At 63.8% G+C, this 21,286-nt stretch carries 19 protein-coding genes; 8 read left to right on the top strand and 11 right to left on the bottom strand.

Going from position 1 to position 21,286, the window contains the following annotated elements:
• Nucleotides 1-104: 104 nt before the first annotated feature.
• The 6 genes from AAD018_RS06465 (at nt 105) to lexA (ending at nt 4,962) form a co-directional block, all read left to right on the top strand.
• A complete protein-coding gene (locus tag AAD018_RS06465; RefSeq protein WP_367314685.1) occupies nt 105-686 on the top strand; it encodes an anthranilate synthase component II in 582 nt (193 codons plus the stop codon).
• Nucleotides 683-1,699 (top strand): anthranilate phosphoribosyltransferase, encoded by a 1,017-nt coding sequence (trpD, locus tag AAD018_RS06460; RefSeq protein WP_367314684.1) that lies wholly within the window; start codon nt 683-685, stop codon nt 1,697-1,699. Before AAD018_RS06465 ends, trpD begins: the two co-directional genes overlap by 4 nt.
• Before the next feature lie 7 nt (nt 1,700-1,706).
• On the top strand, nt 1,707-2,519 hold the full coding sequence (trpC, locus tag AAD018_RS06455) for an indole-3-glycerol phosphate synthase TrpC (RefSeq protein WP_367314683.1): 813 nt from the start codon (nt 1,707-1,709) through the stop codon (nt 2,517-2,519).
• Entirely contained in the window at nt 2,519-2,995 is a 477-nt protein-coding gene (moaC, locus tag AAD018_RS06450; protein WP_367314682.1) for a cyclic pyranopterin monophosphate synthase MoaC, read from the top strand. Before trpC ends, moaC begins: the two co-directional genes overlap by 1 nt.
• On the top strand, nt 2,992-4,164 hold the full coding sequence (locus AAD018_RS06445) for a molybdopterin molybdotransferase MoeA (RefSeq protein WP_367314681.1): 1,173 nt from the start codon (nt 2,992-2,994) through the stop codon (nt 4,162-4,164). The genes moaC and AAD018_RS06445 overlap by 4 nt, the downstream gene beginning before the upstream one ends.
• Nucleotides 4,165-4,260: 96 nt before the next feature.
• Nucleotides 4,261-4,962, top strand: a complete 702-nt coding sequence (lexA, locus tag AAD018_RS06440; RefSeq protein WP_367314680.1) for a transcriptional repressor LexA — start codon at nt 4,261-4,263, stop codon at nt 4,960-4,962.
• Here the strand turns inward: lexA and AAD018_RS06435 are convergent.
• The gene (locus AAD018_RS06435; RefSeq protein ID WP_367314679.1) at nt 4,959-7,034 is read right to left on the bottom strand and encodes a ComEC/Rec2 family competence protein; all 2,076 of its coding nucleotides are present in this window, start codon (nt 7,032-7,034) and stop codon (nt 4,959-4,961) included. The genes lexA and AAD018_RS06435 overlap by 4 nt on opposite strands.
• Before the next feature lie 72 nt (nt 7,035-7,106).
• Between AAD018_RS06435 and gltX the strand changes: the two genes are divergently transcribed.
• Together gltX and gltA are read left to right on the top strand one after the other, a co-directional pair.
• Nucleotides 7,107-8,513 (top strand): glutamate--tRNA ligase, encoded by a 1,407-nt coding sequence (gene gltX / locus AAD018_RS06430; RefSeq protein ID WP_367314678.1) that lies wholly within the window; start codon nt 7,107-7,109, stop codon nt 8,511-8,513.
• A gap of 93 nt (nt 8,514-8,606) precedes the next feature.
• The gene (gene gltA, locus AAD018_RS06425) at nt 8,607-9,902 is read left to right on the top strand and encodes a citrate synthase (RefSeq protein WP_367314677.1); all 1,296 of its coding nucleotides are present in this window, start codon (nt 8,607-8,609) and stop codon (nt 9,900-9,902) included.
• Between the two features lie 75 nt (nt 9,903-9,977).
• Here gltA and AAD018_RS06420 read toward each other — a convergent pair whose 3' ends face one another.
• From AAD018_RS06420 to AAD018_RS06375, 10 genes are all read right to left on the bottom strand, one after another.
• Nucleotides 9,978-10,754, bottom strand: coding sequence for an enoyl-CoA hydratase-related protein (locus tag AAD018_RS06420; RefSeq protein WP_367314676.1), 777 nt, complete (start codon nt 10,752-10,754; stop codon nt 9,978-9,980).
• Between the two features lie 72 nt (nt 10,755-10,826).
• Nucleotides 10,827-11,270, bottom strand: coding sequence for a cytochrome c-type biogenesis protein (locus AAD018_RS06415; RefSeq protein ID WP_367314675.1), 444 nt, complete (start codon nt 11,268-11,270; stop codon nt 10,827-10,829).
• Nucleotides 11,267-13,225, bottom strand: coding sequence for a heme lyase CcmF/NrfE family subunit (locus AAD018_RS06410; protein ID WP_367315196.1), 1,959 nt, complete (start codon nt 13,223-13,225; stop codon nt 11,267-11,269). Before AAD018_RS06410 ends, AAD018_RS06415 begins: the two co-directional genes overlap by 4 nt.
• 52 nt (nt 13,226-13,277) lie before the next feature.
• On the bottom strand, nt 13,278-13,844 hold the full coding sequence (locus tag AAD018_RS06405) for a holin family protein (RefSeq protein ID WP_367314674.1): 567 nt from the start codon (nt 13,842-13,844) through the stop codon (nt 13,278-13,280).
• A complete protein-coding gene (locus tag AAD018_RS06400; protein ID WP_367314673.1) occupies nt 13,835-14,446 on the bottom strand; it encodes a holin-associated N-acetylmuramidase in 612 nt (203 codons plus the stop codon). Before AAD018_RS06400 ends, AAD018_RS06405 begins: the two co-directional genes overlap by 10 nt.
• A gap of 110 nt (nt 14,447-14,556) precedes the next feature.
• Complete coding sequence (ccmE, locus tag AAD018_RS06395; RefSeq protein ID WP_367314672.1) at nt 14,557-15,015, bottom strand: cytochrome c maturation protein CcmE; 459 nt, start codon at nt 15,013-15,015, stop codon at nt 14,557-14,559.
• A complete protein-coding gene (argC, locus tag AAD018_RS06390) occupies nt 15,012-16,040 on the bottom strand; it encodes an N-acetyl-gamma-glutamyl-phosphate reductase (protein WP_367314671.1) in 1,029 nt (342 codons plus the stop codon). Before argC ends, ccmE begins: the two co-directional genes overlap by 4 nt.
• A 46-nt stretch (nt 16,041-16,086) precedes the next feature.
• Complete coding sequence (locus tag AAD018_RS06385; RefSeq protein ID WP_367314670.1) at nt 16,087-16,896, bottom strand: glutamate racemase; 810 nt, start codon at nt 16,894-16,896, stop codon at nt 16,087-16,089.
• Complete coding sequence (locus tag AAD018_RS06380; protein WP_367314669.1) at nt 16,874-17,803, bottom strand: lysophospholipid acyltransferase family protein; 930 nt, start codon at nt 17,801-17,803, stop codon at nt 16,874-16,876. The genes AAD018_RS06385 and AAD018_RS06380 overlap by 23 nt, the downstream gene beginning before the upstream one ends.
• A gap of 45 nt (nt 17,804-17,848) precedes the next feature.
• Nucleotides 17,849-21,268 carry an indolepyruvate ferredoxin oxidoreductase family protein gene (locus AAD018_RS06375; RefSeq protein WP_367314668.1) on the bottom strand — a complete coding sequence of 1,140 codons (3,420 nt, stop codon included), beginning with the start codon at nt 21,266-21,268 and terminating at the stop codon, nt 17,849-17,851.
• Nucleotides 21,269-21,286: the final 18 nt, after the last annotated feature.

Genomic DNA, 21,286 nt, shown 5'->3' with positions numbered 1-21,286 from the left:
CGAAAGACGCCACAGGCGACCTTGACGGCCGCTCTTCTCCCGCCGCATGTATATCCCGGCCTAACCCCTTTGTGGTAGCCCTGAAATCACGTTATGTCACATTCATGCTTCTCCTGATCGATAACTACGACAGCTTTACCTGGAACCTCGTTCATTATCTTGGCGAGGTTGGGGCGAATGTGCGCGTCGAACGCAACGATGCTATCGACGTGCAAGAGGCTATGGCGATGCGCCCCGAGGCGATCCTGCTCTCTCCTGGCCCATGCGATCCGGACAAGGCGGGGATATGCCTGGCACTGACCCAGGCCGCGGCGGAAACGCGCATCCCCCTCATGGGCGTTTGCCTGGGTCATCAGGCCATCGGTCAGGCCTTCGGCGGCAAGGTCGTCCAGCATACTGATATCGTCCATGGCAAGCTCGGCACGATACAGCATGACGGAACCGGCATCTTCGCGGGCCTGCCTTCGCCGCTGACCGCGACCCGTTATCATTCGCTGGTCGTCGACCGCGCGTCTCTTCCCGAAAGCCTGATCGTGAACGCCGAGCTTGAGGACGGCACGATCATGGGTCTGCGCCACCGCGAGCTTCCGATCCACGGCGTACAGTTTCACCCCGAAAGCATCCGCTCCGAACACGGCCATGCCCTTCTGCGCAACTTTCTCGCCCAGATCAGCGTGCCTGCATGAGCGACAGATTGCGTCCGCTGATCGGAACCGCTGCCGACCGACCGCTGACCCGGGACGAGGCAGAGGCGGCGTTCGAATGCCTCTTCGAAGGCGACGCAACGCCCGCCCAAATGGGCGGCTTTCTGATGGCGCTCAGAACGCGCGGCGAGACGGTCGAGGAATATGCCGCCGCCGCCCGCGTCATGCGCGCCAAATGCATCAAGGTGACAGCCCCCGCAGACGCGATCGACATCGTCGGCACGGGCGGCGATGGCAAAGGCACGCTTAATATCTCGACCGCGACGGCGTTCGTCGTCGCAGGCGCTGGCGTACCCGTCGCAAAGCACGGCAACCGCAATCTTAGCTCGAAATCGGGCGCCGCCGATGCGCTCGGCCAGATGGGCATCGACGTGATGGTCGGCCCCGAAGTGGTTGAAAGAGCGATCAAAGAAGCCGGCATCGGCTTCATGATGGCCCCGATGCATCATCCGGCCATCAAGCACGTCATGCCCACCCGGGGTGAGCTGGGCACACGCACCATCTTCAACATCCTCGGCCCGCTCACCAACCCCGCAGGCGTCAAACGCCAGCTCACCGGCGCATTCTCAAGCGATCTGATCCGCCCGATGGCAGAGACGCTGGCGGCGCTTGGTTCGGACCGCGCCTGGCTCGTCCACGGCTCTGACGGCACGGACGAGCTGAGCATCGCGGGCGCCAGCGCGGTCGCCGCGCTCGAGGATGGCCGGATCGAGATGAGAGAGATCCACCCCGAGGATGCAGGCCTGCCCGTCCATCCCTTCGAGGCGATCCTCGGCGGCACGCCTAAGGAAAACGGCGCCGCCTTCCGCGCGCTTCTGGACGGCGAGACAGGCGCCTATCGCGACGCGGTCTGCCTCAATGCCGCCGCCGCCCTTGTCATCGCCGATCGCGCGCCCACCTTGGCCGAAGGGGCCGCCCTCGCGCAGGAGAGCATCGACAGCAGCGCGGCAAAGCGGGCCGTCGAGACGCTCGCCTCTATTACCCAAGCAGGATGATCCGATCATGACTGACACGATCCTCGACCGGATCAAGGCCTACAAGCTTGACGAAATCGCGGCCCGAAAGGCCGAAATGCCGCTTAGCGAGATTGAGGCGCGCGCCAGATCGGCCTCGCCTGTGCGCGGCTTTGCCGAGCGGCTTTCGGACGCCGCCCGCGAAGGCTACGGCCTCATTGCCGAGATCAAGAAAGCCTCCCCGTCCAAAGGGTTGATCCGCCCCGATTTCGACCCACCCGCCCTTGCCGAGGCCTATGCCGAGGGAGGCGCGGCGTGCCTGTCGGTTCTGACCGATGGACCGTCCTTTCAAGGCGACGACAGCTACCTCGTCGCCGCGCGCGAGGCAGTTGAGCTGCCCGTTCTGCGCAAGGATTTTCTCTACGATCCCTACCAGGTCGCCGAATCCCGCGCGCTCGGTGCCGATTGCATCCTCATCATCCTCGCCTCTGTCGACGACGCACTCGCCCACGAGCTTGAAAGCGCGGCTAAGGACTGGGGCATGGATGTCCTTGTTGAAGTACATGATGCGACCGAACTGGAACGCGCGAGCACGCTGTCCTCGCCCCTTCTCGGGATCAACAACCGCGACCTCAGAACCTTCGAGACGAGCCTCGAGACGACCCGTACGCTGGCCCGGCTCGCTCCAGAGGACCGGATCCTCGTCTCCGAAAGCGGGCTTTCCACGCCCGAACATCTCGCCGATCTCGCCCGCTTCGGCGCCCGATCCTTCCTCATCGGCGAAAGTCTGATGCGTCAAGACGATGTCGCAGAAGCAACGCGCCGCCTTCTTGCTGATCCGCCCGTCTCTGCAGGCATGTGATGTCAGGCCTCACTCATTTCGACGTCTCCGGTCAGGCCCATATGGTCGATGTTTCGGATAAGGATGTCACCGCCCGGATCGCGACCGCCGAATGCGTGATCCGTATGCAGCCCGACACACTCGAGATCATCCTCAAAGGCGATGCGAAGAAAGGCGACGTCATCGGTATCGCCCGCCTTGCCGGGATTATGGGGGCCAAGAAGACATCCGATCTGATCCCGCTCTGCCATCCGCTCCCGATCTCCAAGGTCGCGATCGAGATCGAGCCGGACAAGGACCTGCCCGGTCTGCGCATCGCCGCCACCGTTAAGACAACCGCCCGAACGGGGGTCGAGATGGAGGCGCTGACCGCCGCCTCCACCGCCGCCCTGACCGTCTACGACATGGTCAAGGCCGTTGAAAAAACGATGGAGATTAGCGGCCTGCGGGTCGTTCTCAAGGATGGCGGCAAATCGGGCCGCTTCGAAGCGCCGTGATCAGTGTCGATGAGGCGCTGGAGCATATCTTCGCGCTCAGCACCCCGACCAACACCGAAACCATCCCCCTGACCGAAGCGCAGGGCCGCGTTCTGGCCCAGGATGTCACCGCTCTGCGCGCGCAGCCGCCCTTTGCGGGATCGGCGATGGACGGCTACGCGGTCCGCTCCGCCGACGTCTCTGCCGGCGGCACATTGACGGTGATTGGTGAAGCTGCCGCTGGACGCCGCTTTGACAAGCCCGTCGGGCAAGGTCAGGCCGTCCGCATCTTTACCGGCGCCCCGGTGCCGGACGGCGCTGACCGCATCCTTATCCAGGAGGATACCGATCGCGACGGCGACACGCTCCACCTCCACGATGATTTGGACGCAGGCCCCTATATCCGGCCCGCAGGCAGTGACTTTCCCGCCGACTTCACCCTGTCCACCCCTCGCCGTCTCGGGCCCAATGACATCGCGCTTCTGGCATCGATGGGTGCGGGCCAGATCGTCACCTACCGCCCTCCGACGGTCGCCATCCTGGCCACCGGCGACGAGCTTGTGGCCCCAGGCGAGAGACCCGGCCCCGACCAGATCATGGCTTCCAACAGCTACGGCCTCCATGCGATGTTCCGCGCCGCCGGAGCGCATCCGCGCCTGCTGCCGATCGCCCGCGACACCGCCGCCTCTCTGTCGACCGCCTTCGATCTTGCCGCCTCCGCCGATCTGATCGTGACCATCGGCGGTGCCTCGGTCGGCGATTACGACCTCGTTCGCCCTGTGGCAGGCGCGCGCGGGATGGAGCCGTCCTTCTACAAGGTCGCGATGCGCCCCGGAAAACCACTCATGGCAGGCCGCATCGACAGCACGCCCATCATCGGCCTGCCGGGCAACCCGGTTTCCGCAATGGTCTGCGGCCGGATCTTTGTCCTACCGCTGCTTGATGCAATGCAGGGCCTTTCTGCCAAGCCCGCCGCCCGCCTCAATATACCGCTGGCCGCCCCCCTGCCCGCGAACGGTCCGCGCGAGCACTACATGCGCGCCGTTATGGCAGATGGCGTCGTGACCGCCTTCGACAGGCAGGACAGCAGTCTTCTGAATGTTCTCCATAGATCGAACGCTCTCGTTGTCCGACCTCCGAATGCGCCAAAGGCCAATACCGGCACACCCGTACCGGTTGTTCCGCTCTAGAGCGTGATTCGCGAACATGTTGACACAAAACATGAACATGAATAGAACACGAGACAAGGACGCCAGAGGCGGCACCGCAGCTCTGTGAGGGATATCATGCTGACGAAGAAGCAACTCGATCTGCTCGACTTCATTCACCGCAGGGTGCAACGGGACGGTGTGCCGCCCTCCTTTGACGAGATGAAAGATGCACTCGATCTTCGGTCAAAATCCGGTATTCACCGGCTAATCACGGCGCTCGAGGAACGCGGCTTCATCCGCCGCCTCGCCCACCGGGCTCGCGCCATCGAAATCGTAAAACTGCCCGATGCGATGCAGACCAATTCTGCCCCGACGACGGGCTTTACCCCGCGCGTGATCGAAGGATCGCGCCCGGATCAGCACGCCAATGCGATCCCGGTCGAAGAAGCGGGCTCGGTCAATCTGCCGATGATGGGCCGCATCGCCGCCGGTGTCCCGATCGAGGCGATCAACCAGCAGTCACATAACGTCTCGGTCCCCGGCCATATGGTCTCCGGTTCGGGAGAGCATTACGCCCTCGAAGTGCGCGGCGACTCGATGAAGGATGCCGGGATTAACGATGGCGACGTTGTCGTGATCCGCGAGACGAATGCCGCCGACAATGGCGATATCGTTGTCGCTCTGGTCGAAGATCACGAGGCGACGCTCAAGCGGTTCCGCCGCAAGGGCAGCGCCATCGCGCTCGAGGCGGCCAACCCCGCCTACGAGACCCGCGTTTTCCGCGACGATCAGGTCAAGGTGCAGGGCCGTCTCGTCGGTCTGATCCGCACCTATTAACGCAAGGCCAGGCGCAACTCGGTGCGTCTGGCGTCTCTGCTGTTCCACAAACGTGATCCGGATCGGTCACGGGCTGTCACGACCTTTAGGCCGCCCTCCTCGAGGTAAAACGCGACCGCGCCGGTCTCGCGCAAACGCACCGGATCATAGAGATCACAGGGATAGGCGCTCTCGGCCGGAACGCTCAGCACAAGCACGTCCGAGCCGTTGCACCCCTCCAGGGCGGCGGCCGCCGTCTTGCCCGCGACATGCAGCACCTGTGCAGGCCCGATCCGCGCCATCGACCGCTTGCCCTCTTGCTCCAGCCCGGCCCGTCCATAGGCGCTCTCCTGTTCCACGCCGTCACCGTCATTCTCCAGCCAACTGCGCGCGGCAAATCCCTGCCCTTTCGACTTGTTTAGATCCCGCCCCGCCTCTGTCATCAGACCGATCAGCGCACCGCTTTCGTCGATCAGAACCGCAGGTCGCTCGGTCTGGGCCCAAAGCACAAAAGCCGCAGCCACCGGCACCGTCCCACCCCACCGCGCCGGACCGCGCCAAAGGCAGATCCAGAGCAGCCCCAGCGTCAGAGCAGGCAAGACCAGCGGCCCCGGGGTCCAGATATGCCCCAACGCACCCTCCAGCCCGGCCACCCACTGCGCCACGAACAGGATCCAGCGCAGCCCGATCTCCATCCCCCAAAATCCGATCCAGTCCAGACCGAGCGGCGAAAGGCAAAAGGCCAGAACAGCCGCCGGCATCACGAGGATCCCCATCAGCGGAACGGTCGTCACGTTGGCCAGCAGGCCATAATGCGAGATCTGGTTAAAATGCAGCGCTGAAAACGGAGCCGTCGCCGCCCCCGCCACGGCAGAGGAGATGACAACAGCCAGAACCGGTCGCGCCCATTTCGGAACCGATGCGCGCTCGAAATCCCGCAAGGCCCGAAAGACCACGATGAGCGCCGTCGTCGCAGCAAAGGACATCTGGAACCCCGGCCCGAACAAAGCTTCGGGCCTCAGCAAAAGGACGATCATCGCCGCCATCGCCACCGCCCGAAGTGTCAGCGCGCGTCGTCCCAACAAAATAGCGAGGAACACAACGGCCACCATGATAAAGGCCCGCTCCGTCGCAACATTTCCGCCGGACATGGCAAGATAGGCCGCGCCCGCAACCAGAGCCACCACAGCTGCAATCTTCTTGATCGGCCAGACAAGCGCGATGGCCGGGACCATCGCCAGGCCCGCCCGCGCCAGCGTGAAGACGAATGCCGTCAAAAGCCCCATATGCAGCCCCGAGATCGCCAGCAGGTGCGCCAGATTGGATGCCCGAAGTGCATCTAGCGTCTCCTGCTTCATCGCCGACCGATCCCCCGTGACGATCGCGGCCGCCACGGCTCCGGGCTCCCCGCCCACCGCGTCCTGCACGTAGGCGGACACCGCCCGCCTCAACCGGTAGATGCCCAGCCCCGCCTGCCCATCCTCGGCAGGCTCCAGCACCAGACCGGGCGTGCGCGTATACCCGACTGCTCCGATCCCGGCGAACCAGGCCATACGTTGAAAATCAAAACCCCCGGGCTCCACCGGTCCGGATGGCGGCGACAGATGTCCGGTCAGGATCACCGTCAGCCCGGGCTCTGGCGTGACAAAGCCCTGCTCGCCATGCAGCGACATCCGCACTTGGTCCGGCGTTCGCTCGGGCGAGACCCGCGACAGCACGACCCGGTCAAGCGTCAGGCGCACCTTGTCGCTTTGCGATCGGTCGATCTTGACGATCCGGCCTTCGACCGGACCGTAATAGCGCCAGCCCAGAACCGGCTCAGCCACCGAATTGGCTCGAAGCCCCGCCCAGCAAAACCCGCAAAGCACAACCGCCAGCGCGACGAAAAACGGCGCGACGCTCTCGCTGCCCCAGCGCGCCAGCGCCGCGCACAGCACCGCCGAGCCCGCAAAGCTGCCATAAAGCGCCAGATCCGGCTCGGTCTTCACGCCGAAATACCAGCCGATCCCAAGACCGAAAGCCACCGGCACCCATAAAAACAGATGTCCCCGCTGCGCCGCCACGGCATCCAGAGGTGCGATCCAGCTGGGCACTTGTCCTCCCTCCGCGCGGTCGAGTAGGACCCCTCCTAACGCCCGCGTGGTGAACGAAAGGTTAATGTCCCGATGTCAGAGCAGCCCCCCGTCGTCACCCGCTTCGCGCCGTCGCCGACCGGCACCCTGCATATCGGAGGGGCGCGGACCGCCCTTTTCAACTGGCTTTATGCGCGGGGCCGGGATGGCAAATTCCTCCTACGGATCGAGGATACCGACAAGGCCCGCTCCACCGACGAGAACCGGCAGGCGATCCTGGACGGCCTTGGCTGGCTCGGCCTCGACTGGGACGGTGAACCCATCAGCCAAGCGGAGCGCGCGAACCGTCACGCCGAGGTCGCGCAGCAGATGCTCGCGGATGGCACAGCCTACAAATGCTTCTCGTCTCAAGACGAGATCGAAGCCTTTCGCGAGGCCGCCCGCGCCGAAGGCCGCTCCACCCTCTACCAATCCCCATGGCGGGACGTCCCCGACGCCGATCACCCCGATGCCCCCTTCGCTGTCCGCCTGAAGACACCGCAGGACGGCCAGACCCTCATCAAGGATCGCGTTCAAGGCGATGTCACCTGGGGCAATGACCAGCTCGATGATATGGTGCTGCTCCGCTCGGACGGCACGCCGACTTATATGCTGGCCGTTGTTGTCGATGATCACGATATGGGCGTCACGCATGTGATCCGCGGCGACGATCACCTCGCCAATGCCGCCCGCCAGATCGGCATCTACCGCGCCATGGGCTGGGACGAACCCATCTGGGCCCACATCCCCCTCATCTTCGGCCCTGACGGCAAGAAGCTCTCCAAACGCCACGGCGCGACCGGCGCCGCCGAGTATCAAGCTATGGGCTATCCGGCGGCCGGGATGCGCAACTACCTTACCCGTCTCGGTTGGAGCCACGGGGACGACGAATTCTTCACCGACGCGCAGGCGCGCGACTGGTTCGATCTGGACGGGATCGGCAAATCCCCAGCCCGGTTCGACCTGAAAAAGCTCGAGAACCTCTGCGGCCAGCATATCGCGGCGTCCAGCGATGCTGCACTGCTGCAAGAAGCCGAAGCTTTCCTAACCGCCACCGGCCAACTGAACTTGACCGAAGGTCAGCGGGACGGGCTTCTTCGCGCCATGCCCCACGTCAAGGAGCGCGCGAAGACCCTTCCTGAACTTCTTGATAAAGCACGCTTTGTCCTGGAAAGCCGCCCGCTCGATCTCGATGAGAAAGCCGCTCAGACCCTCGATCCGGTATCCAAAGGTATACTCACGGATTTGACGCCGCAGCTGCAAGATGCTAGCTGGGACCGCGACACTCTGGAGGAGGTCACGGGCCAGATTGCCGCGGCGAATGGTCTGAAATTCGGTAAGCTTGCCGCGCCCCTGCGCGCGGCCCTTGCCGGGCGGACTGTCACCCCCAGTGTCTTCGACATGATGCTTGTGCTCGGGCGCGATGAAACCATCGCAAGGCTCGAGGAGGCCGCCGCGTAGCAACGGATCCGACACCTCGGTCCAGCTACACGACTAGTAGATTTCAGCGTGGCCCCTTGACCGGCCATCGCGAGCTGACCCAGGGGGACTGGAATGAGCGACACGACCAAAACCGCGACACTGACCGTTGATGGCAAAGACTACGAGCTTCCCATCCACTCACCGACCACAGGCCCCGATGTCATCGATATCCGCAAGCTTTACGCTCAGGCCGATGTCTTCACTTACGATCCCGGCTTCACCTCGACGGCCTCCTGCGACAGCACGATCACCTTTATCGACGGCGACAAGGGAGAGCTTCTTCATCGCGGCTATCCGATCGACCAGCTTGCCGGAAAATCCCACTATCTCGAGGTGTGCTACCTGCTTCTTTACGGAGAGCTTCCCACCGCTGAGGAACTCGAGGATTTCGAACAGCGCGTGACAACCCACACGATGCTGCACGAGCAGATGAAGAACTTCTTCTCGGGCTTCCGCCGCGACGCGCACCCGATGGCGATCATGGTCGGCGTCGTCGGCGCCATGTCCGCCTTCTATCACGACAGCACCGATATCTCGGATCCTTGGCAGCGCGAGGTCGCCTCGATCCGTCTGATCGCCAAGATGCCGACCATCGCCGCCTGGGCCTACAAATACTCCATTGGCCAGCCGATGGTCTATCCGCGCAATGATTGCAACTACGCCACGAACTTCTTGCGCATGTGCTTTTCCGTACCGGCCGAAGACTACCACCCCGACCCGATCCTGAGCCGCGCGATGGACCGGATCTTCACGCTTCACGCCGATCACGAACAGAACGCATCGACCTCCACCGTCCGCCTTGCCTCATCCTCGGGCGCGAACCCTTTCGCCTGCATCGCAGCAGGGATCGCCTGCCTCTGGGGCCCGGCCCATGGTGGCGCCAACCAAGCCTGTCTCGAGATGTTGCGCGAGATCGGAACGCCGAACCGCATCCCCGAATATATCGAGCGCGCGAAAGACAAGAACGATCCGTTCCGCCTGATGGGCTTCGGCCACCGGGTCTACAAGAACTTCGACCCTCGCGCGAAGGTCATGAAGGAAAGCGCCGACGAGGTGCTCGAATTGCTGGGCGTCGACAACAACCCGACGCTTCAGGTCGCCAAGGAACTCGAGCGCGTGGCCCTTGAGGATCCCTATTTCTCGGAAAAGAAGCTCTACCCGAATGTGGACTTCTATTCCGGCATCATCCTCGACGCGATGGGCTTTCCGACCTCGATGTTCACGCCGATTTTCGCGCTAAGCCGCACGGTTGGATGGATTTCCCAGTGGAAAGAGATGATCGGCGATCCGCAGAACAAGATCGGCCGCCCGCGCCAGCTCTATCTGGGCGAAACCGCGCGCGACTACATCGACATCGAGAACCGCTAAGACCGACGCTGTCCCGGCCCCGAGCCGGGACCTCCCGGTTTAGAAAAGAGATCCCGGCGCAATAGCCGGGATACCTCAACGCCCTTCGTAGCGCGCGGGCCGCTTTTCCAGAAACGCCATCACGCCTTCCTGGAAATCGCGCGTTTTGCCGCTCTTGCCCTGCAACTTCGCCTCAAGCGCCAGTTGATCCTCCAGCCCGTTTTCGAACGAGCTGCGGACGGCCTGTTTCACATAGCGGTAGGCCTCGGTCGGCCCCTTCGCCAGATGCGCCGCGCGGCTGCGCCAATGCGCGTCGAAGGCGTCATCGGCCACCGCTTCCCAGATCATTCCCCAATCCGAGGCCTGCTGCGCCGGGATCCGGTCCGCAAAAAGCGCCGCCCCCATCGCCTTGGCCGCGCCCATCTGGCGCGGCAGCCAGTAGGTGCCGCCCGCATCCGGGATCAGCCCGATCCGCGTGAACGCCTGAATGAATACCGCCCGATCCGTCGCAATCACCACATCGGCGGCCAGCGCCAGATTGGCCCCCGCCCCGGCGGCTGCCCCGTTCACGGCCGATATCGTCGGCACCCGGCACTCGAAGATCGCATTCAGCATCGGCACATATTCGTCCCGCAGCGTCCGCTCTAGATCGAGGTTCGCGGCATTGCCCCGGTCGCTCAGATCCTGACCAGAACAAAACGCATTGCCAGCCCCCGTTATCACGATGACCCGCGCCTTGTCCTGCGCATCCTTCATCGCATGGGTGATCTCGGCCCGCATCTGTGTGTTGAGCGCGTTCATCACATCGGGCCGGTTCAGCGTGACGACCGCGATATCGTCCCTGATGTCGAGCTTGATTGCCTGATAGTCCATCCGCTGCCTCCGCGATCATCTGTTGGCGCCACGATAACGAGGCAGACGCGGCTGACCAGAGCGAACCGTACGTTACTCCTTGAGAAGATCGTGCAGCCGCGCTTCCTCTTCCGGCGTCAGCGCCGCCTCTTCAGACGGGCCGCGATGGCGCACAACGCGCCATCCGATCCCCAAGGCGGCCAGAAGGGCCAGCGGCCCCGCGATCCAGAGGATCATTGCCGAGCCGCCGACATCCGGCCTCAGCAGCACATATTCCCCGTAGCGCCCGACGATGAAATCGAGCGTCTCCTCATCGCTATCGCCCGCCTCAAGCCGCTCGCGCACCAAAAGCCGCAGATCCGCGGCCAGCTCCGCATTGCTTTCATCGATGCTCTCATTCCGGCAGACCGGGCAGCGCAGCCCCTTGGACAGCTCCCGCGCCCGCTGCTCCAGCGCGGGATCCTCCAGCATCTCGCTTGGCTCGACGGCCCAGACCGGCGCGGCCAGCACCAGCAGGGCGACAAGCCAGCCCCTCATTCGGCCGGCACCGCACGCATCTTCGGCGCGCCCGCCGCAACCCGGTGCCGCCGGTCGCTCAGCGACAGGATCCCGCCAAGCGCCATGATGATGCAGCCGGCCCAGATCCAGTTGGCGAAGGGTTTGACATAGACCCGAACCGCGTAGCCACCCGCCTCCTGCCGGTCGCCGATCACCACATAAAGATCGCGCCAAAAGCCGTTGGCGATCGCCGCTTCCGTCGTCGGCATCTGCGCCACCGGATAGATCCGCTTCTCCGGCGTCAGCAGCGCGACCTGCCGTCCGTCCTTCGCCATGGCGATATCGGCCTCGGTCGCGATGAAATTCGGCCCTCGAACCTGCTCGCGCACATCGACAAGCGTCACCTCATAGCCGCTCACCTCGTAGCTGTCGCCGATCTGCGCCACGCGAATATCCTCGGTCTCCCAGGCCATCAGCGCGGCCACACCGATGACCGTGACCCCCATCCCGGCATGGGCGACCGACTTGCCCCAATCGGCCCTCGGCAGGCGAAACAGCCGCCCGAGCCCGCTCTTTCCCGTGCGCTTGATCAGATCGTAACCCGCGCCCCCGATTACCCAGATCCCTAGCGCGACCCCGACCGGCCCTAGCGCCGTCCGGCCTGTCTGCAAAGCCCAGACCAGCGCGCCCACGGCCACCGCGAAGCAGGCCAAAGCCGTCAGCATCCGCCGGTCCTTGTCCAGCCGCCCGCGTTTCCAGGCGAGGATCGATCCCACGGGAAGGATAAGCGCCAGCGCCACCCAGAACGGCGTGAACGCCATCTCGAAGAAGGGCGGGCCGACCGATAGAACCCGGTCAAAGGCCAGCTCGGACACCAAGGGCCAGATCGTCCCGATGAAGACCACGAAGGCCGAGACCGCCAGCAGAATATTGTTGAGAACCAGCGCGCTCTCCCGGCTGACCGTGCCAAAGATGCCCTTCGCCTCCATCCGGTCGGCCCGCATCGCAAAGAGCGTCAGCGCCCCTCCCATGAAGATCGCGAGGATGACCAGAATGAACGTGCCGGTAAACGGATCATTGGCAAAAGCATGCACGCTTGTCAGCACGCCCGAGCGCACGATGAACGTTCCGATCAGCGAGAACCCGAAAGCGAGGATCGCCAGCAGGATCGTCCAAGCCTTCAGCGCCTCGCGCTTTTCCACCACGATTGCCGAATGCAGCAGGGCCGCCGAAATGAGCCACGGCATGAAGGACGCGTTCTCCACCGGATCCCAGAACCAGAAGCCGCCCCAACCAAGCTCGTAATAGGCCCACCAGGACCCCAGCGCGATACCGACCGTCAGGAACATCCAAGCCGCCAGCGTCCAGGGCCGCACCCAGCGCCCCCAGGCGGCATCGACGCGGCCCTCGATCAGGGCCGCAACCGCGAAGGAGAACGTCATCGAAAGCCCGACATAGCCAAGGTACAAAAACGGCGGGTGAAACGCCAAACCCGGATCCTGCAAAAGCGGGTTGAGATCCTGCCCGTTGAGCGGCGGAAAGCTCTCGCGCCAGAAGGGGTTCGAGGTAAAGATCATGAAGGCCATGAAGGCCACGGCAAGGCTCGACTGAACCGCCAGAACCCGCGCCCTCAGCCGCTCTGGAAGGCCTTGCCCGAACCAGGCCGCGCATGCCCCGAACAGCGTCAGGATCAGGACCCATAAAAGCAGCGATCCCTCGTGGTTCCCCCAGACACCCGTCACCTTGTAGAGCATCGGCTTGTCGCTATGCGAATTCAGCCAGACCAGCCGCACCGAGAAATCCGAGACCACGAAGGAATAGGTCAGCGCCCCGAAAGCCAGCGCGACCAAACCGAATTGCAGCGTCGCCGCCGGATCGGCCACCGCCATCCAATTGCGCCAGCCCTTCTGCGCTCCGACAAGAGGCACGATCATCTGAACGATCGCCACGACGAAGGCGAGAATCAGCGCGAAATGTCCGAGCTCTGCAACCATGCCCTCGTTATAGGCAGGCCGCAGAGGAAGGCCAATCGGATGTGGCACCAGGTCACTGCCGCGACAGCCTCCACTCGCTCAAAGCTGCGTTGTCTCCAGCCTCGGTCACGGACAGGGACAGCCGCGCATCATGGCCGCTATCGGCGGGCGGGCGCGGCGCGAGCGCCTCGAGCTGCTTGGTATTGGCCACGACCTGCGGCACCTGCGCCATCGTCGCGGCCACAGAGCGTTGAAACTCCTGACTTTTGATCTGATGCCGCGCGCCGAAGTAGAAACTGACGATTGCCCCCATCAGCCACCAAAGCGGATCGGGCACCAGTGCGATCCCCTGCATCCGGCTGGCGAACCAGATCGGGTTGACCATCGCCGCGACAAAGAGCCCCAGCGTCCCAAACGCCAAAAGCGGGCGCGGCAGACGGTTCAGCCCGTCCATCGCCGCATCGAACCACGTCCGCCCTGCTCCGAACTCTGCGGCGAACTGCTCCAGCGTCTGCCCTTGCAGCACCGACCGCCGCGCACCCGCCGCTTCCGCATTCTCGCGAAAGACCTCGGCGGTTTCCTTGACGACGTTCCGCGATCCGCCGAAAGCCATCGTCATCAGTCGCTCGATCAACCCCATGCCGCGACCCTCGCTCGATGCTCCGCGTCGCTCAGATGATACCGGGCCGAGATGAACTCTTCAGCCCGCCGGATCCAGCCGCCTTTCCCGCCATCGCGCCGCCGCGCATATTTCCGGCTCGCCGCGCGCTGATCGGCCAGGCGGTAGTAATAATTGCGCCGCGCGATCCCGTAGGCATCCACCAGATGCTCCGGCGCCGCCGCCAGCGCTCTCTCAGCCGCTGCGATCGTCTGCGGCCCAATCACCCCATCGACGCTGATCTCGATTCGCATGTCGCGAATGAGCCGCTGCAGGATCTTCACCGCATTGGCGCCCGCATTCACATACATGTCGAAGACGCTCGCCTGAAGCGGGCGCGGCAAGGCATCGATCCGAGGCCGCACAAAGTAATGCTCGATGAAAATGTCGACCGCCCGATCCCGGCTCAGCGCCCGGACATCGGCCACATCCACATCGCCGTCCCGATCCAGATCGAGGCCCAGCCGCCGCATCGTATGAATAGTCACGCCGTACTTCGTGGCTCCGCCCGGATCGTCCGGGTCGTTCACGAACCCGCCCTCCCGCCCGACGATTTCGCCCGCGATCTCTCTGACGCTCTGCATGGCCCTGCTCCCGCTACTACTCGCGGAAAGCCGTGCCACTGCCGGTCTTTCGGGGATCTAAACCCTGCGTACGGTCCAGTTAACCGAACCTTACCAAGGCCGCAGACCGATCAGTTGATTGCCGGGCCCTCATCGGTCTCTCGGTAGACGCCCTGCTCTTTGAGCGCGTCGACCACCTCGGCAGGCATGTAGGTCTCGTCATGTTTGGCAAGGATTTCAACGGCCTCGAAGGTGCCCTCAATGTAGCGCCCCTGCCCGACCATGCCTTGCCCCTCCTCGAAGAGATCCGGCAGGATCCCGTCATAACTGACGGGGATAGAGGCCCCCCCATCGGTCACGCGAAAGGTCACCTTCGTGCCTTGCCCGCGCAACACCGAACCGTCCTCGACTAGTCCCCCAATGCGGAACAGCTCCGTCGGCGCGGGCGGCGCGGCTGCAATCTCGGACGGCGAGCGGAAAAAGTTGATCCCGTCGCGCATCGCGTAACCAATCAGCGCCGTCGAAATCGCCAGCGCCACTACGGCCAGCGCGATTACTTGAATGCGCCGCTGTTTCTTCAGCCCCCTCACGGGAACACCGGTGCCAGCATCAGACCCGCCTCCTCTTCGATCCCAAGCATCAAGTTCGCGTTCTGCAGGGCCTGCCCGGAGGACCCTTTCGTCAGGTTATCCAAAGCGGCTACCACTGTCGCCCGCCCTGGCACCCTATCGCCGACGACTCCCAGATGACAGAAATTCGATCCCCGCACATGCCGCGTCGACGGAAGCTCTCCGAACGGCAGCACTTCGATGAACCGCTCGCCCGCATAGGCCGCCTCTAACGCGCCATGCACCGCCTCCGCCTCGCCGCTGACATAGATCGTCCCCAGGATCCCCCGGTTCGCCGGGATCAGATGCGGCGTGAACTGCACCCGCACATCCCGGCCCGCAAGGCGCGAAAACTCCTGATCGAACTCTCCCAAATGCCGGTGCGCCCCGCCCGCCGAATAGGCATGCGCCCCTTCTGACAGCTCCGCATGCAGCAGTCCTTCTTTCAGCGACCTTCCAGCTCCCGATACGCCCGTCTTGAGATCGATCACAATATCATCAAGCCCGACCACCCCGTCCCGGATCAGCGGTACCAGAGCATATTGCCCCGTCGCCGCATTGCACCCCGTGCCCGCGACAAGCCGCGCACCGGCAATCTTATCGCGATAGAACTCGGTCAGCCCGTAAACGGCCTCTTTCTGCAGCTCCGGCGCGCCATGGGGCTTGCCGTACCAGCGCTCATACTCAGCGGCATCCCTCAGCCGAAAATCCGCCGACAGATCCACGATCTTAAGGCCCGCCGGCAGCTCCTTGATGACCGCCTGAGACGTCGCATGGGGCAAAGCGCAAAAGACGATATCGACGCCCTCAAAGCTCAGATCCCCGATCTTGCGCAGCTCAGGCAGATCCAGATGGCGCAGATGCGGGAACACCGTGCCCATGGCCATCCCGGCCTTGCGGTCCGCGCTCAGCCCCGTGATCCGCAAGGACGGATGCGTGGCGATCAGGCGGACAAGTTCGGCCCCGGTATAGCCCGATGCCCCTAGAATAACGGCAGAATATGTCATGACGACCTCATGTCGACGAAAGATGTAAGGCGGGGCAGCCGCCCCCTCAAGCTTCGGTGAACTCGATCTTTCGTCGCAGGAACTGCATGGCGCGGCTCGAGACCGCTTTGGGATCGCCCGTCGTCAGATATCCGGCCTCGCCCGAGCCTGTCATACCCTCATGCCGCTCCAGATAATCGGCCAGCGCCTCGGCCACCAGATCGGCCTGGCTGAACACTTTTACATCCGCGCCCAGCGCATCCTGAAAGACCTCGGCCATCAATGGATAATGCGTGCATCCCAGCACTGCGGCATCCGGCTCCGGCATCTTCCGTTTAAGCGCATCGACATGGCTCCGCACCAGCGCCTCGGCAAGGATCATGTCGCCTTCCTCGATCGCATCGACGACGCCGCCGCAGGCCTGCGCCTCCACGTCGACCCCGATCGCCCGAAACGCCAGTTCCCGCTGAAAGGCGCGCGAGGACACTGTGGCCGGCGTCGCGAACAAGGCCACATGCTTGACCTCGACCTCGCGCGGCGGAGAGTTGTCGCCCCACTCCCGCTCCGTCAGCGCCTCGATCAGTGGAACGAACACACCAAGCACCCGCTTGCCCTCGGGCACGCCCGCCTCCTGCATCCGGCGCAAAGCCGCGGCAGAGGCCGTATTGCAGGCCAGCACGACCAGATCGGCCCCGCGTCCCCAAAGATCCTCGACTGCGCGTTTGGTCAGCCCATGCACATCCTCCGAGGTGCGCACCCCATACGGCGCGTTCTCGCTATCGGCGTAATACAGGAACTCCACGTCCGGCAGCCGCTTCGCGACCGCATCCAGCACGGTAAGCCCGCCCAATCCGCTATCGAAGATGCCGACCGCCATCCTTGTGCTTCTCCTCGAACTCATAGCCAAGCCTGTCGGCCCGCATCGGTTTCGGAGATAGCGCATATGTCGTCTTGCGCAGGAAATCCATCAACTCTTTCGGATTGCCCTTCCGGGCGGCAATCTCCGCCGGATCGACCGGATCCCCGACGACGATCCGCACCGGCGTATTGATCCGCGCCCGGAACTCCCGGATCAGCAGGCTCATGCGCAAGGTCGAGTGCAAGTGGCTGGCAAGCTGGAACAAACGACTGTTCGCCCCCTCAAAAAACACCGGCACCACCGTGGCATCCGTGTGCGCCACCATCTTCGACGTGAATGACCGCCATTTCGGATCCAGCGCCTGCCCGAACGGTTTGGGCGCCGTCGACACCGTGCCGCCCGGAAAGATCCCAATCGCCCCGCCATCCTTGAGATAGCGCAGCGCCTCTGCCCGAGTCCCTAGGTTCAGCTTCGCGGCCTCCTTCGTCTCGTCGAACGAGATCGGCAGAATCACCCGCTCCAGATCCGGACTCTTGCGAAACACCTGATGGGCCAGAATGCGGAAATCGCCCCGCGTTACCGACAGGATATAGCCCATCATCAGCCCGTCGAGGATACCATAAGGATGATTGGCCACCACGATCAGCGGCCCGTCCTTTGGAATGCTCTCCAACGAGCCCCCCACGATATCGAGCGTCATCCCGTAGCGCTGGGTGATCACCTGCCAGAAGTCGGCTCCGCCCGCGACATCCATCTCGTAGCCGCGCGCCTTGCGGATAAGGCTGACGCGGCCCGTCGCATTCTCCATCAACCGAATGATCGTCCGCCCGCCACGCGTGGCCGCTGAATGCGCATAACTGATATCGCGCGCGACGGCCCGTTCGGCCCGCGCCAAAGCCGTCTCGGACTTTCGGGTCACTTTCATAGCCCTCAGATCTATGGCGAGGGCCCCGACCGATCAAGCGTCGCGCTACTCTGCCGCCTCTTGCAGATGCAGCCCGCCGCCGCGAATGATCGTCAAAAGCTCCTCGCGCCGCTTAGCCGCCACAGCCTGATTCGCCTGCTTGACCGGGCCGAACCCCCGGATCGTCAGCGGCAGCTCGGCCCAGGCGACACAGGCATCGGCCACCGCCTTGGGGGCCTTCAGCACCTCTTCGAGATCCGCCTCGTATTCGGCGATCAGATCCCGCTCCATCCGGCGCTCCTCGGTCCGCCCGAACGGGTCGAAAGCCGTGCCGCGCAGCCCCTTGAGCCGCGCCAGCCAGGGATAGGCCTTTTCGATCCACGCCCCGAAGGCGCGCTTTTTCGGACGGCCTAGCGCGTCCTCTCCAGGCAGCATCGGCGGGGCCAGATGATAGGTCAGCTTCAGATCGCCCTCAAAAGCCGCCTCCGCCTTGGCCCGCGTCTCCTTGAGCAGCCGCGCCACTTCGTATTCGTCCTTATAGGCCAGCAGCTTGTGATAGCCCTTGGCCACCGCCTCGCGCAGGCGCCGATCCGTGACCCGCTCCAACGTCTCGCGATAGCGCCGCGCCAGCCGCTTGCCCTGATAGGCCGTCAGATGCTCAACCCGATAGGCGATCTTCTCGTCCAGCGTCTTGGGCAGCTCCACCACGCTCGGACCCAAAGCCTTGGTCACGCCTTCGGGGTTCAGATAGGCCCAACGCCCGTATTCGAACGCCTCGATATTGCGGTCCACCGCCGCCCCGTTCAGCCGGATCGCGTCAAAGATCGCCGCCAGCGACACCGGGATGCCGCCCGCTTGCCAGGCGGCCCCAAACACCATCATGTTCGAAAAAATCGAATCTCCCATCACCGCCTTAGCAAAATCCGACGCGTCGAACATGGCGATCCGGTCCTGAAGCCGCGCCTCGAGCGCCAGCTCCAGCCGCTCCGTCGGCAGCTTGAAATCCGCATTCCGTGTGAAATCACCCGTGACGATCTCATGGCTGTTGACGACCCCGACCGTGTGCCCCGTGCGCATCAGCCCAAGCGTCTTGGCGCCCGCGCTGACCACCAGATCGCCGCCGATCAGCGTATCGCACTCGCCCGTCGCCACCCGGATCGCCGCGATATCCTCAGGCCGCTTGGCCAGTCGGCAATGAATATGCACCGCCCCGCCCTTCTGGGCGAGCCCCGCCATCTCCATCATCCCTGCGCCCTTGCCATCCACATGGGCGGCCATGGCCAGGATCGCGCCGATCGTCACGACGCCTGTGCCGCCGACCCCGGTGATCACGACGTTATGCGTCCCCTCGATCTTCGGCAGATCCGGATAAGGCAGCTCTCCAATCTCGATCGAGGTTGACGCCTCCTTGCGGATCTTCGCCCCTTCAATGCTGACAAAGGACGGACAGAACCCGTTCACACACGAGAAATCCTTGTTGCAGGACGACTGATCGACCGCGCGTTTGCGCCCCAGCTCGGTCTCGACCGGCACAAGGCTCACGCAATTCGACTGCACCCCGCAATCGCCGCAACCTTCGCAAACATCGGTATTAATGAAAATTCGCCGGTCCGGATCGGGGAAGGTCCCCCGCTTCCTGCGCCGCCGCTTCTCGGCCGCACAGGTCTGGATATAGACGATGGCCGATACACCCTCGACGCCCCGCATCTTCTCTTGCACATCCGGCAGCTCGGCCCGCTCGTGAATATCGAGGCCCTTGGGAAAGACCGACAGATCCACCTCTTCCTTGGCGTCATGCACCAAAGCGATCGTATCCACCCCGATGGCCTGCAGCTCCCGGCAGATCTGATCGGCGCTCAGATCCCCTTCATTGGTCTGACCACCGGTCATCGCCACCGCGTCGTTGTAGAGGATCTTGTAAGTGATGTTGGTGCCCGCCGCGACTGCCGCCCGGATCGCCATCAGCCCAGAATGATTGTAGGTGCCATCGCCCAGGTTCTGGAACACGTGGGGCGTCTTCGAAAACGGCGCTTCACCGATCCAGTTGGCGCCCTCGCCGCCCATATGGGTGTAGCCCGACGTCTCGCGGTCCATCCAAAGCGCCATGATATGGCAGCCGATCCCGGCATAGGCGCGACTGCCATCCGGCAGCTTGGTCGAGGAATTGTGCGGACAGCCCGAGCAGAAATAGGGCGTGCGCGCCGCCATCTCCTTGGCATTGTCCGCGCGCTTGGCCTCCGCGATCTGTCGCAAGCCGCCCTCGATCCGGTCGGTCCGGCGCCCTTCCTCGATCAGGATCTCGCCCAGCTTCTCGGCGATCATCACCGGATCCAGAGCATAGCGCGTCGGAAAGAGCTCAAGCCGCCGCCCATTCTCGTAATTGTCGCCCTTGTGCCAGCCATAGACGCGCCGCCCGTCCCGGTCGTCAAAGATCGCCTCCTTGACCTGCACCTCGATCAGCTTGCGCTTTTCCTCGACCACCACAATCAGATCGAGCCCGCTGGCCCAATCGTGGAACCCGTCCATATCCAGCGGGAAGGTTTGCCCCACCTTGTAGGTCGTCACGCCAAGCCGCTCGGCCTCCTCGGCATCGATCCCCAGAAGCGACAGCGCATGGACCAGATCGAGCCAATTTTTGCCGGCAGCCACCAGACCGATCTTCGCGCCCAGCTTGCCCCACATCCGCTTGTCCATGCCGTTTGCGCGCGAAAACGCCTCTGCCGCGAACCGCTTGTGATCGATCATCCGAGCTTCCTGCTCCACCCAGTGATCGCCCAACCGGATGTTTAGCCCGCCCTTGGGCAACATGATATCAGGCGTCACGAACGACATACGGTCTGGCCGCCCGTCCACGACGGACGTGACCTCCACCGTATCCTTCATCGTCTTAAGGCCGACCCAGACGCCCGCATAGCGGCTCAGCGCCCAGCCATAGATCCCGTAATCCAGGATCTCCTGCACCCCGGCGGGAGAGACGATCGGCATGTAGGCATCGACCATAGCCCAGTCCGACTGGTGGCAGGTCGTCGACGATTCGCCCGTGTGATCGTCGCCCATCGCCATCAGCACCCCGCCATGGGGCGAGGTTCCGGCCATATTCGCATGCCGCATCACATCGCCTGACCGGTCGACGCCGGGCCCCTTGCCGTACCACAGGCTGAAGACACCGTCCTGCTTGCCCTCGCCGCGCAGCTCTGCCTGCTGCGTGCCCCAGACCGCCGTCGCTGCCAGATCCTCGTTCAGACCCGGATGAAAAAGGACATTGGCCGCCTCCAGATGCTTTTTCGCCCGCGCCATCTGCAGATCCACCGCCCCAAGCGGAGATCCGCGATACCCGGTGACGTAACCGGCGGTGTTCAGCCCAGCGGCCTCATCGCGCGCGGCCTGCATCAGCATCAACCGGACCAAGGCCTGCGTTCCATTCAATAAAACAGGGGATTTCTCCAGATCGAACCGGTCGTGAAGCGAAACATCCTGACGTGCCATCGGTAAGCTCCTCCCTGT

Source organism: Aestuariibius insulae, assembly GCF_040783535.2.
Lineage (GTDB): Bacteria > Pseudomonadota > Alphaproteobacteria > Rhodobacterales > Rhodobacteraceae > Aestuariibius > Aestuariibius insulae.
This window is presented reverse-complemented; position numbering and strand designations above follow the sequence as displayed.

What these genes read in the sequence shown, in the direction of transcription:
- AAD018_RS06465 (WP_367314685.1), top strand. Translation starts at nt 105, where the DNA reads ATGCTTCTCCTGATCGATAACTACGACAGCTTTACCTGGAACCTCGTT.
- trpD (WP_367314684.1), top strand. Translation starts at nt 683, where the DNA reads ATGAGCGACAGATTGCGTCCGCTGATCGGAACCGCTGCCGACCGACCG.
- trpC (WP_367314683.1), top strand. Translation starts at nt 1,707, where the DNA reads ATGACTGACACGATCCTCGACCGGATCAAGGCCTACAAGCTTGACGAA.
- moaC (WP_367314682.1), top strand. Translation starts at nt 2,519, where the DNA reads ATGTCAGGCCTCACTCATTTCGACGTCTCCGGTCAGGCCCATATGGTC.
- lexA (WP_367314680.1), top strand. Translation starts at nt 4,261, where the DNA reads ATGCTGACGAAGAAGCAACTCGATCTGCTCGACTTCATTCACCGCAGG.
- gltX (WP_367314678.1), top strand. Translation starts at nt 7,107, where the DNA reads ATGTCAGAGCAGCCCCCCGTCGTCACCCGCTTCGCGCCGTCGCCGACC.
- gltA (WP_367314677.1), top strand. Translation starts at nt 8,607, where the DNA reads ATGAGCGACACGACCAAAACCGCGACACTGACCGTTGATGGCAAAGAC.
- AAD018_RS06420 (WP_367314676.1), bottom strand. Translation starts at nt 10,754, where the DNA reads ATGGACTATCAGGCAATCAAGCTCGACATCAGGGACGATATCGCGGTC.
- AAD018_RS06415 (WP_367314675.1), bottom strand. Translation starts at nt 11,270, where the DNA reads ATGAGGGGCTGGCTTGTCGCCCTGCTGGTGCTGGCCGCGCCGGTCTGG.
- AAD018_RS06410 (WP_367315196.1), bottom strand. Translation starts at nt 13,225, where the DNA reads ATGGTTGCAGAGCTCGGACATTTCGCGCTGATTCTCGCCTTCGTCGTG.
- AAD018_RS06405 (WP_367314674.1), bottom strand. Translation starts at nt 13,844, where the DNA reads ATGGGGTTGATCGAGCGACTGATGACGATGGCTTTCGGCGGATCGCGG.
- AAD018_RS06400 (WP_367314673.1), bottom strand. Translation starts at nt 14,446, where the DNA reads ATGCAGAGCGTCAGAGAGATCGCGGGCGAAATCGTCGGGCGGGAGGGC.
- argC (WP_367314671.1), bottom strand. Translation starts at nt 16,040, where the DNA reads ATGACATATTCTGCCGTTATTCTAGGGGCATCGGGCTATACCGGGGCC.
- AAD018_RS06385 (WP_367314670.1), bottom strand. Translation starts at nt 16,896, where the DNA reads ATGGCGGTCGGCATCTTCGATAGCGGATTGGGCGGGCTTACCGTGCTG.
- AAD018_RS06380 (WP_367314669.1), bottom strand. Translation starts at nt 17,803, where the DNA reads ATGAAAGTGACCCGAAAGTCCGAGACGGCTTTGGCGCGGGCCGAACGG.
- AAD018_RS06375 (WP_367314668.1), bottom strand. Translation starts at nt 21,268, where the DNA reads ATGGCACGTCAGGATGTTTCGCTTCACGACCGGTTCGATCTGGAGAAA.